The 11845-nt window shown below is 70.9% G+C and carries 5 protein-coding genes and 3 rRNA genes (1 of these 8 cut by a window edge); 1 reads left to right on the forward strand and 7 read right to left on the reverse strand.

Annotation, left to right across the window (positions count from 1 at the left end; genetic code table 11):
• Positions 1-67: 67 nt before the first annotated feature.
• The 3 genes from POL72_RS31010 to POL72_RS31020 all read right to left on the reverse strand — a co-directional run bounded on the left by POL72_RS31010 (position 68) and on the right by POL72_RS31020 (position 3867).
• Positions 68-295, reverse strand: coding sequence for a hypothetical protein (locus POL72_RS31010; protein WP_272099868.1), 228 nt, complete (start codon positions 293-295; stop codon positions 68-70).
• A 364-nt stretch (positions 296-659) separates the two neighbouring features.
• Complete coding sequence (locus tag POL72_RS31015; protein WP_276597293.1) at positions 660-2255, reverse strand: pre-peptidase C-terminal domain-containing protein; 1596 nt, start codon at positions 2253-2255, stop codon at positions 660-662.
• 403 nt (positions 2256-2658) lie between these two features.
• A complete protein-coding gene (locus POL72_RS31020; RefSeq protein ID WP_272099872.1) occupies positions 2659-3867 on the reverse strand; it encodes a hypothetical protein in 1209 nt (402 codons plus the stop codon).
• Positions 3868-4726: 859 nt separating this feature from the next.
• Between POL72_RS31020 and POL72_RS31025 the strand changes: the two genes are divergently transcribed.
• A complete protein-coding gene (locus tag POL72_RS31025) occupies positions 4727-5041 on the forward strand; it encodes a KGG domain-containing protein (protein ID WP_272099874.1) in 315 nt (104 codons plus the stop codon).
• 248 nt (positions 5042-5289) lie between these two features.
• Here the strand turns inward: POL72_RS31025 and POL72_RS31030 are convergent, their stop codons facing one another.
• The 4 genes from POL72_RS31030 to POL72_RS31045 form a co-directional block, all read right to left on the reverse strand.
• Complete coding sequence (locus POL72_RS31030; protein ID WP_272099876.1) at positions 5290-10194, reverse strand: Lhr family helicase; 4905 nt, start codon at positions 10192-10194, stop codon at positions 5290-5292.
• A 604-nt stretch (positions 10195-10798) separates the two neighbouring features.
• Positions 10799-10915, reverse strand: a 5S ribosomal RNA gene (gene rrf / locus POL72_RS31035).
• A 206-nt stretch (positions 10916-11121) separates the two neighbouring features.
• Positions 11122-11238: ribosomal RNA gene (rrf, locus tag POL72_RS31040) — 5S ribosomal RNA — on the reverse strand.
• A gap of 140 nt (positions 11239-11378) precedes the next feature.
• Positions 11379-11845, reverse strand: a 23S ribosomal RNA gene (locus tag POL72_RS31045); it runs 2540 nt beyond the window's last position.

Genomic DNA, 11845 nt, shown 5'->3' on the forward strand with positions numbered 1-11845 from the left:
GCGCGTGGCGAGCTCTGGAAGCTCGCGCGCCGCCCTCACCGCGCGTGGCGTGCAGCGCGGCGCTGGCTCACGCCGCCGCGGTGGAAGCCCGCGGCGCGGCCCGGAGCGCCGGCAGCGTCTTTCCGATGAGCGCCGAGCCGATGGCGAACCCGGAGAGCGTGAGTCGCATGTGGAGCACGTCCAGCATGCCCTGGCGGTGGAGCAGGGTCAGCGTGCCGCGGACATCCCGGCGGCGAACGCGCAGCTTCTCGACCAGCGAATCGAGTGTCTCGGAGCGTCCTTCGCGTTGAGCCATGGCCAGCGCCTGCAGGAGAGTTGCGGCTAAAATTTTCTTGTCCATGAGAGCACCCTAGGAAGGGTTCACTTGAGGTGCCCAATTTTCGGTGACGATTTTTGTGCAGAATGTCGCTCGCAGATTGGACGATGGACTCTCCGTACTCTGCTCATCCTGCGCCTGATACCCACCTCCCCGTATCGAGGGTTCGTCAGCGGTGGTGTCCAGGCCGCCGCCAGCAGAGGCGCGTCGCGTCACGTCGAAAAGATGCCGTCGATGGGTGGGAGCACACCCGGTTGGGCGACCATTCGGCCAATCCATTGCCTCGGATGGCCCGGTGCGTCAGCGGGGCCCCGCGGAGCGCATGAAGATGCGCTCCGCTTTTTCAAGGAGCCGTGTAGGTCGCGCTGAGCTGATATGTGCTGGCCGCGAAGCCGTTCACCGAGAGGAAGGCCTGCGTCTGCCCCGCCGGGACCGTCAGATTGCAGGTCTCCGCGGCGCCGTCCAGATACGGACGGCAGTCGTACGAGGTCAGGGTCGGCGCGGCGCCGAACCTCACGTAGAGATCAGGGTCGCCGGTGCCGGTCATCACGAGCCGGAAGCTCGTGCCAGGAACCACCGAGAGGGGCCCGTGCGACGCCGATGCGCCCGCCGCGAGGCGACCGCTGAAGGTGGCCGACGTGGCCGTACCGCCGCCGCTGGCGTCGCTCGGTCGGGTATAGGTCACCGCCACGTTGCAGGTGGCCGCTGTGTACCCTCTGACCTTGACGTACGCCTTGGTTTGCCCTGCCGGCACGGTCAACGTGCAGGTCTCGGACGCCCCGGAGAGGTACGGGCGGCAGCTGTACGAGGCGGTCGTGGGCGCCGATCCGAACTTCACGTAAAGGTCGGGATCGCCGGCGCCCGTCATCACCACGGTGAGGCCCGTCCCCGGCGTGACAGCGAAACCGGCGCTCGATCCGATGTCCACGAACGCACCAGCGTTGACGCTGCTGCTGAAGTTCTCGGTCACCGTCGTGCTGCCGCCGCCTCCACCAGCGCCGCCGTTGCCGCCGCCTCCACCAGCGCCGCCGCTACCGCCGGCTCCACCGCCACCGCCGCCTCCACCAGCGCCGCCGTTGCCGCCGCCTCCACCAGCGCCGCCGCTACCGCCGGCTCCACCGCCACCGCCGGCTCCACCGGCTCCGCCGCCTCCACCAGGCGGGCCGTAGAGCGCCTGGGCGCCCTGGATGTCTCTTGCTGTCAGCGCGAAGCCCCAGTCGCCGGTGCCGTTGCACTGGGGATAGTGCATAACGGAATCCGAGTCATACGTGGTCAGCGCGCGCCACGCGTTGTCCTCGAAGCAGACGCCCGCCTCGGGGCGCGTGTGCTCGTGCCGGAAGCCGAGCGTGTGGCCAAGCTCGTGCCGGAGGGCTGCCTCGAGCGCGACGCCGGATCCCTCGAGCTCGTTGAAATCGATCAGCACGTTCCGCACCGCTCGCGCATCGTTGGGAAAGAACGCCCGCGCGATGTACTGGCCGCCGGAGTTCGTCGGCCTCACGTCGAAGACGACGTTGCTGTTGGCAGCAGTGCAGCTCGCGTCCTGAGCGCTCTGGTAGATGTAATCGACATCCGCAGAGCCCTCCCAGGAAGCCGTGGCGGCAGCCATGGCCGCCACGACGGCGGCATAGCGCGCGCCGAAGGTCGTGCTCACGCAGTAGGTGATGCTCTTCTTCTGGGCCGCCGACCAGACCACATCGCTGCCGCCGCTGCGTTGCACGATGAGCGCGCCATCGCGTACGTACGTCTCCCAGAACTCCCGGAGATGCTTGATGTCGGCGACGGGCGTGTCCCCATTGACAATGTAGACACCAGAGTCAGGCTCGCGGAACGCAGCCCTCTCGAACGCCTCGAAGCTTTCGCGGCTGCTGCCGACGTCCTCGACCGGCTCGTCCTCGAGATCCGACACGCAGGCCGTAAGGGCGAATACACCCACGGCCATTACGCCAAGCTTGAAGCTGGCCGAGCCGCAGACACGCGATCTACGCGATCTCACAGAGCGCATTGAGAGCTCCTTCCGCTCGAAGAAATGATTCTTTGTTCCAGCGAAGAGTCGTTCGGCCGACCGGGAGGGGTTATATAACCTGATCTGAGCGGGGCAGGATCACCAAATCGTCATGAATCGATAAAAATGACGACGATACTCAAGCGTTGAAGCCAGCCAGCGCACCCGATGACATTTCATCTGGGCGATAACTTTTCAATTTTACAGGAACCGTCTCCCTCGACGGCGCCGGCTGGCGATTGCGCTCGATTGTGTCCGACCAGCGAGGCCCACCGCGCATGGCCGTCGGCGAGCGCCTTGGCGCTCCCGGACAGGCCCGGAAGCGCAGCCGCGGGTGGGTTTACAGCTTGCCCCTGACGTAGGCTCGCTGGATGGTCAGCTTGGGCGGACCGGCGGAGATCTCGAACGCTTCCGGACGGCCGTCCGGCGCGAGGCTGCCCACGAGGCGCATGGTCTTCAGAGAGACCGTGACGGCGCCCGAGGCGTCGCGGAGGTACTGGACGTCGACGGGCTTCGTCGGATCGACGCTGGGCATGTATTCCTGCTGCTTCAGGTCGAAGGAGCCTTTCTTCTTGAGGAGCCGGGCGAGCGCCGAGGCGGTGGCGACGGGCGACGCGAGCCACGCCTTGGCCGCCGGCGTGAACGTCCCTTGGACCTTCTTGCCTTCGACCTCTCCCGAGTACTCGTACTCGAAGTTCTTCCTCTGGGACAGCTCGATACGGTGGTTCGCCTTGCCTCCCGACGTCTCGATCCAGACGCCTTCCTTGATCTGCCCCTGAGGATCGATGAGCACGTTCGACGCCTCGTCCTCGATGTGCAGAGATTTGGGGTCACGCGGAAGGAAGGAGGCCGAGCGGGAGAGCCATCGCCGCTGGCCGGCGTCGTCCTTGAGCAGATCGCTCGTCTCGAAGCCGACAGGCACCTTGTCGAGGCGCAGGATCACGGTGTCCGTGTACTCGGGCTTCGGGGCGGCGCTCTTCGACTCGAACGAGTCGAACAGCCCCTTGGCGAGCCGCTCGAACGTGCGGACATACCCGACCTCGTCATGCAGGCAGGCGATGGGGCGCGCCCTGTCCGCGTGCAGCGCGATCTTGAGCAGGCCGGCGGCCTTCCCGCCGGCGGTCGGGACGAGGTAGAGGGCCTGCACGAACACCGCGGGGCTCTCCCGGTGCACGCTCACCTCCCAGGGAACGACGCGAGCGACCTCCACCTTCGCAGGGTCGAGCAGCTCGATGAAGTTCCTTATCACCTCGCCCGAGTCGAGCATCGTATTGTAGACGAAGCACTCGACATGGGTGTCCGTGCCGAGCGGGATGGAGATCGCGACGAGCTTCTCCTTCGGCTCGATCTTCGCCTCCCCTGCCCCGAACACGCGCGCCGACCAGTCCGCGGCGCGGAGCTCCCTGGCGGGCAGCTCGCCCGCCTCGCGGGCGAGCGCCTCCTCGATGTCGAAAGGCTCCTTCGCCGCGGGCGCGGGCGCGGGGCCCGGCGCAGGGGTCTCCGCGGGTGCCGCGCCGCTGGCACCGCCGCAGCCGGCGAGGAGCGCCATGGATAGCGCGACCAGGCCCGCGCCGCGCGCGCAGCCCGGAGAGCGGCCGCACGCGCGGCGAGGCCGTGATGTCATGTTCGTTGAGCAGAGCTGGCCCCCATCGAGACGGGCCCCCTGGATCGCAAGCGCCATGTGAATCTCCTGCAATGCCGTCACCCCGGCCGCCCGGAAGCCTCGTCGTCGGGCCGGGCGCTGAAGGTGATGATGCAGTGCAACGAGAGCGGCAGCGGCATCGTGTTGTCAAGGCGCGACGCGCCAGCGGCGCAGCCCTTCGACGCCCCACCTGAAAGCTGCCGTCACAAGAGCGTCAAGGTGGCCCTTCGGCCATCGAGGCGCAACCATGTCACCGCAAAATAACAACCCCACGAGAATCAACAGGTCCGTGGGAGCGGACAGAACGCAAGGGAGCCATCCGAGACGCCAGACGCTCGATCCTCATCAGCGGCGGCCGCACAGGCGAGTCCTGACAGGGCCACGGTGAGCTCTTGTGTTGCGCCATGATGACAGTCATCTCGCCGGCTCGTTCGATCAGCGAGAGAGATAGAAGACGATCCGAACGACCGGCCGCGTCCAATGAGCCTGTCACGGCGGAGCTCGCAGAGTGGGGCGACCAGACACGGCGGCGCGCACAGTGAGGCAATTTGCCACAGCGAGCCCTCGAGAGGACACGCCAGGCGACCCGACGGTCATCAATTGTCCGGCCTCGACGCATCGGCGGATTCGTCCGAGCTCCCCGCCTGGCACCCGCGTTGCAGCATGGCCCCGGCGTCGCCGGCACCGCCGGCCTGATGTGGCCAAGCAGCAGGTAGCCACGGTCGTCGAGTGGCGTTCACAAGGCAATCCATCCGAGGAGTGATTCATGGGACAAACCAGCGAGAGCAAGCGTGGCTTCGCAGCGATGAACGCGGAGCAGCAGCGCCAGATCGCGAGTCAGGGCGGAAAGGCCGCTCATGAGAAGGGCACGGCGCATGAGTTCACGTCGGAGGAGGCGCGCGCAGCGGGCCGCAAGGGCGGCGAGGCTGTCAGTCAGAACCGCGAGCACATGGCCGAGATCGGGCGCAAGGGGGCCGAGGCGCGAAGTCAGGCGACGAACGGCGAGGGCCGGAGCCGGAAGGGGCGCGGCGGAGGCCATGAGCAACATGTGAAGGTGGACGAGCACCCCCAACAGAACTGAGCCGTCCTGGCGCGCCTCTCGGGATCCCCCGAGGGCGCGAGGACCACGAAGAGCCGCCGAGGAACCACGAAAGGGATCTTCCTTTCACGGTTGCTCGGCGGTCCTTCTTGGCGCTGTCGACGCGCGCGACGCCGCAGCGCTCCCTCCGCCACGCCCGTGCGCTGTCGACGGTGGTGATCGCCGGAACGCAGACGCCAGTACTCGGAATCACGGGCTCGAAGAGAGCCATTCCAGCCCCTGACCGATGGCTACTCCGGGCCGTCGTCGATCCCCGCTCCGTCCTCGAACATCGCCGGATCGTCGTCGTCGAGGTCGCTCTCGTCCGGCGCGCCGCCCTCCGCGGCGTGTGCGCCGCCCTCGGGTGCGCCGGGGGGCGACATCCGCCATCCGCCGGTCGGAGGCCCGGAGGGCCACGAGCGGAGCCCGGGCGGCGGCCTGAAGCCGTCGACCTCGTCCTCGGGTGCATCGAGGCCCGCCGCCGCCGCGCGGCGAGCCCAGTCGGGCGCGTTCGCGGGCGGTACGTGCCGCGGCCGCCACCCGCCGCCCTCGGGTGTGATGGCCCGCTTGAGGTAGCCGTGCGCTCCGGAAGTGAAGCCCACGTCCGAAAGCGCGCGCGCGAGGGGGGAGCTGTGCGCAGGCTCGCCGTCGATCGTGGCCACGAGCACGGCGCGCCGCCGCCCCTCGTCGACGAGCGCCCCGAGCGCCGACGCGATGGCCCGGATCGCGTCGCCGCGCTCCGGCTCGGCCTCCGGCAGGAACGTGGTGAGGCTCCGCTCGGTGCGGCCCATCCAGGCGAGCAGCCGGCCGTCGTGCAGGATCACCAGGGCGCCCGCGGCCCGCTGCGGCCGGACCGGGCCACGGACGGCGCCCTCGGACCCGCCGTCGACGGGCGCGGGGAGCTCGGGCCAGCGGACGGCGGCGCCCCAGGGGCTCGCCGGATCCGTGGCAGAGAGGACGAGCGTCCGCGGATCGTCGGACGGCTCGCGGCAGGCCCGGAGGCGATCGTCGGCGCCGGGCACCGCGAACTGCGCGGCGCCCAGCCCGGCGACGAAATAGCCGCGCCGCGCCTGACCGGCCTCCTCCATGGCGCGGAGCACGTCGTAGACCGCGGAGAAGCCGCCAGCGAGCCCCTCGACCGCCGCCGCCTCACGCGTGAGCACCCCGTGGCGCTCGAGCAGCGCGCGGGCGAGCGCCGCGCGTCGCTCGGTCTCGCCAGGCGCGCCGGACGACGCGCCGCCGGCAGCGCCGGACGCGCCAGGAAACGACAGCAGCGACCAGCGCCCTTCGCTCCCCGGCGGGCCGATCCGGCGCGCCCGCAGCGCCGGGAGGCCGCGGCCGGCCGCAGCGCGGTCGCGGTCGCGCCGGCGGCCGCTCGATCCGGACGCGCGGCCGAGGGCGCGCAGCGGGGCGAGCGTGTCGTTCGTGACCTCGCCGGTCCACACGAGATCCCAGAGCGCTGCGAGCAGGTCCGCGCCGAAGGCGCCCGTCTCGCGCGACAGGTCGGAGAAGAAGAGCGCGCCGCGGCGGGCGAGCGCGGCGCGGATGCCCTCGGCGAGCGCCCCCTCGGCGCGGCCAGGCGGCGGGGCGAGGTACGGAAAGGCCTCGGCGAGGTAGAGCGCGACGCGGCCATCGCCGTCGCCGACCGGCTCGACGCCGCGCCAGAGCACCTCGCCGGCCGCGCAGAGCGCGTCGAGATCGCCGGGCCGGTAGCCCTCGACGCGGGCGGGCAGGATCTCGGCCTCCAGGGCGGAGGCCGAGAGGGGCGCGCCCTGGAGCTGCTCGAGCGCCGCGAGCAGGCCATCGAGGCCGCGCCGGCGGCGGTGCAGGCCGTGCCAGTCGGCGAGGAAGCGGGCATAGGCCTCCGGCGGGACCGGCTCGACCTCGGCGCGCAGCCGGGCCAGCGAGCGGCGCTTCAGCGAGCGCAGCACCTCGGCGTCGCAGAACTCCTGGCCGCGGCCGCCGGGGAGGAACTCGCCCTCGACCACACGGCCTCGCTCGGCGAGGCGCGCGAGCGCGGCCAGCACCGGCGCAGGGCCGAGGCCGAAGCGCCGGGCCACGTCGTCGGCGCGGAAGGGCCCGTGCGTGCGCGCGTAGCGGGCGACGAGCTCGCCGAGCGGGTCGGCGACGGGCTCGAGGAACGCGATCGGGAGGCCGAGCGGCGGCACCACGCCGAGGGCGTCGCGCAGCCGGCCCGCGTCCTCGGCGGCGGCGACGCGGCGCTCGCCGCCGATCTGGACCTCGATGGCGCGCCGATCCCGGACGAGCTCGTCGACCCACGCGTCGGCGCGCTCGCGGGCCGCGTCGGGTGGGGCGTCCGGGCCGACCGCGCGCCGGGCGATCTCGTCGCGCGTGAGGTCGCCGAGCGAGAGCAGGAGATCGTGCGCCTGGTCCTCGTGCTTGAGCGGCGCTCGGCCGTCGAGGCGCTGGAGCGCCGCCTCGAGGGCCAGCACGGCGTCCGCGTCGAACAGCTCGCGCAGCTCGGCCTCGCCGAGCAGCTCGCGCAGGCGGCTGTGATCGATGGTGAGCACCTGCGCCCTTCGCTCGGCGAGCGGCAGATCGCCCTCGTAGATGAAGTTGCCGGCGTAGGTGAAGAGCAGCGTGGCCGCGAACGGCGAGGGCGCGCGGACGTCGACCGTGACGACGCGGACCTTCCGGGCGGCGATCTGCCGGAGGAGATCCTCGAGCGCCGTGAGGTCGAAGACGTCGCGCAGGCACTCGCGGTAGGTCTCGAGCAGGATTGGGAACGAGCCGTAGCGCGACGCGACGGCGAGCAGGTCGGCGGCGCGCTTGCGCTGGGCCCAGAGCGGCGAGCGCTTGCCGGGGAACTTGCGCGGCAGGAGCAGCGCCCGGCCCGCGCACTCGCGGAAGCGCGAGGCGAAGAGGGCGGTGTCGCCGAGGGCGCGGACGAGCAGATCCTCCACCTGGTCGGCCTGCGGCAGGAGCTGCTTCGCGTCGGGGGGCGACTCCGACTCGGGCAGCCGCAGGACGATGCCGTCGTCGGTCCACACGGTGTCGACGCCGAGGCCGAGCTCGAGGCGGCACCGCTCGGCGATGCAGGTCGCGAGCGGCGCGTGGACGCGGCCGCCGAACGGCGAGAGGAGGCAGATGCGGTGGTCGCCGACCTCGTCGACGAAGCGCTCGATCACGAGGGTGCGGTCGCTCGGGACATCGCCCGTCGCCGCGGCCTGGTCGCGCACGTACCGGACGAGGTTCGAGGCCGCGCGCTCGTCGAGGCCGTGCTCGTCCGCGAGCGCGCGCTCGGCCTCGCCGTCGGGCAGCGCGGCGAGGCGCCGCGCGAGCGCGCCGATGGAGGCGCCCAGCTCGGCGTTGCGCCCGGCCTGGTCGCCGCGCCAGAACGGCATCTTGCCCGGCTCGCCCGGGGCGGGGACGACGAGGACGCGGTCGTGGGTGATGTCGGTGATGCGCCACGAGGAGGCGCCGAGGAGGAAGACCTCGCCCTCGCGGGCCTCGAAGACCATCTCCTCGTCGAGCTCCCCGACGCGCCGGCCGGGGCGCGCTGCGTCGCCGCCGGTGTCCAGGAAGACGCCGTAGAGGCCGCGGTCGGGGATGGTGCCGGCGTTGACGACGGCGAGGCGCTTCGCGCCCTTCCTGGCGCGCACGGCGCCGCCCACCCGGTCCCAGACGATGCGGGGCCGGAGCTCGGCGAACTCGTCGGAGGGGTAGCGGCCGGAGAGCATGTCGAGCACGCCCTCGAAGCTCGCGCGGGGCAGCTCGGCGAAGGGCGCCGCCCGGCGCACGAGCGAGAAGAGCGCGTCGACGTGGAGCGTGTCCATCGAGGCGATGGCGACGATCTGCTGGGCGAGGACGTCGAGCGGGTTCCTCGGGTACAGGGTCGCCTCGACCTTGCCTTCGCGCATGCGGGACGCGGCCGCGGCGCACGCGAGCAGGTCGCCGCGGTGCTTCGGGAAGACGACGCCGCGCGACGTGCCGGAGACCTCGTGCCCTGCGCGCCCGACGCGCTGGAGCCCGGCGGCGACCGACGGCGGCGCCTCGAGCTGGATCACGAGGTCGACGGAGCCGAGATCGAGGCCGAGCTCCAGCGACGAGGTCGCGACGATGCACGGCAGGAGGCCCGCCTTGAGCCGCTCCTCGATCTGCTGCCGCTGTTCGCGGGCGATCGATCCGTGGTGCGCGAGCGCGATCTCGGCGCCGGCGGTGTCGTTGAGCGCCGCGGCGAGGCGCTCGGCGAGGCGCCGGCTGTTCACGAAGATCATCGTGGTGCGGTGGGCGCGGACGAGCTCGACGAGGCGCGGGTGGATGCTCGGCCAGATCGAGCGCTGCGCCGGCTCGGCGGGCGCCCCCCTCGGGCCCTCGCCCGCGCGGGCGGCCTCGCCGAGCTTGGTCATGTCCTCGACGGGCACCTCGATGCGGAGCTCCAGGGCCTTGGGGGCGCTGGCGTCGACGAGGGTCACCGGCCGCGGCGCGAAGCGCCCGCCGGCGCCGTCGGTCTCGCCGCCGCCGAGCAGCCGCGCGACCTCGTCGAGCGGCCGCTGCGTGGCGGACAGCCCGATGCGCTGCATGGGCCGCGGCGCGGAGCGGAGCGCCTCGAGCCGCTCGAGGGACAGGGCCAGGTGCGCCCCGCGCTTCGTCGCGACGAGCGCGTGGATCTCGTCGATGATGACGGTCTCGACGGCGCGCAGCCGGTCGCGCGCGGCGGCGGTGAGCAGGAGGTAGAGCGACTCCGGGGTGGTGATGAGGATGTCCGGCGGCTTCTTGGCGAGCCGCGCGCGGTCCTCGGGCTTTGTATCGCCGGAGCGCACGCCGACCTGGGGGACCCGGTAGGGCAGGCCGAGGCGCTCGGCGGCGGCGGCGATGCCGGCGAGCGGCGCGCGCAGGTTGCGCTCGACGTCGATCGCGAGCGCCTTGAGGGGCGATACGTAGACGACGCGGCAGCGCTCGGCGGCCTCGGGCTCGGGCGATGCCATGAGCCGGTCGATGGCCGCAAGGAACGCGGCGAGCGTCTTGCCCGAGCCGGTCGGGGCGAGCAGCAGGGTGGAGGCGCCGTCGAGGATGGGGGGGAAGCCCTGCACCTGGGCGGGCGTGGGCGCGTCGAAAGCCGCGCGGAACCACGCCTGGGTGGCGGGGTGGAAGCGGTCGAGCGGATCGGGTGCGGGGGGGCGTCTCTTGGCCATCGGCGGCGCTTGCGCGGTCCCTGCCTGAGCGGGGAGCGCTGGTATGCAAGAGCCATCCCTCGCGGCGGGAGGCGGCGCAACAGATCGTTCCAGCCGCGCCGGCGGGTGGGTCCACGCGGCGGGGCGGGCGGGCGCTGGCCATCCGCCAAGGCGGGAGGCGGCGCAACAGATCGTTCTAGCCGCGCCGGCGGGTGGGTCCACGCGGCGGGGCGGGCGGGCGCTGGCCATCCGCCAAGGCGGGGACCTGGAGCTTACGCATGGAACACCGCCCGGCATGTCTCCCTTCGGGCCATGCCACCTGGGACGTCATGTTGCGCGCCACACAAGGCGCGCCTGAGACCTCGAGCCCCCTGGAGGCCTCATGGCACCTCGGTCGGTGCTCCAGCGCGCCCGCCCGCCCCGCCGCGTGGACCCACCCGCCGGCGCTCACCGAAGGTTGAAGGGGCCCAGGCGGCCACGGTCGATCCGATGAGGCCCCCGGAGGGGTGCTCTCGGCGGCCCGACGATCCGACCCTCGAACGCGGCGGCGGGAGGGACCAAGCGCCAGATGGAAGGCAAAAAAAAACCTGCGCACAGAGAATCTCTGTGCGCAGGTTCGAAGAAACCCCGGCGGCGTCCTACTCTCCCACCAGGTTGCCCTGGCAGTACCATCGGCTCCAAGAAGCTTAACTTCCGAGTTCGGTATGGGATCGGGTGTGACCTTCTCGATATCACCACCGGAAACTTGCGGGCGCGTCCATTCCGGTCGGACGCTCGGCGGAGCCCGCTTCTAGCGGCGCCCAACGCCTTGCCAGCCGCGCTGGCGTGCTCGTCGCCCTGACTTCAGGCGCGACGGGATCGCTGCTTGCCCTGGGAGCAGCGATCAGCCGCAGTCTCGCGGCCCAAAAGCCTGCGCGCCGGTGTCAGCGCGCAGGCTCAGAAAAAAAATCCCGGCGGCGTCCTACTCTCCCACCAGGTTGCCCTGGCAGTACCATCGGCTCCAAGAAGCTTAACTTCCGAGTTCGGTATGGGATCGGGTGTGACCTTCTCGATATCACCACCGGAAACTTGTGGGTGCGTCCAATCGGAACCCGGCGGAGCTCGCTTCTTGCGATGCTCTGTTCCATGTTTACGCCAGGCCAGCTGTGTCACGCTGCTCGTCACCCGAACTCCGGGCGCGACGCTTCGATGTTTGCCTTAGAAGTATGGTCAAGCCGCACGACCTATTAGTACCGGTTAGCTCCGCCGATTGCTCGGCTTCCACACCCGGCCTATCAACCTCGTGGTCTACAAGGGGTCTTTAGGGGCCTTGCGGCCCGGGACACCTAGTCTTGAGGCCGGCTTCCCGCTTAGATGCTTTCAGCGGTTATCCGTTCCGTACATGGCTACCCGGCTATGCCCTTGGCAGGACAACCGGAACACCAGAGGTACGTCCACCCAGGTCCTCTCGTACTATGGGCAGCTCCTCTCAAGTGTCCTACGCCCACGGCAGATAGGGACCAAACTGTCTCACGACGTTTTAAACCCAGCTCGCGTACCGCTTTAATCGGCGAACAGCCGAACCCTTGGGACCTGCTCCAGCCCCAGGATGCGATGGGCCGACATCGAGGTGCCAAACCGCGCCGCCGATATGAACTCTCAGGCGCGATCAGCCTGTTATCCCCAGAGTACC

The organism is Sorangium aterium (assembly GCF_028368935.1).
Taxonomy (GTDB): Bacteria; Myxococcota_A; Polyangia; order Polyangiales; family Polyangiaceae; genus Sorangium; species Sorangium atrum.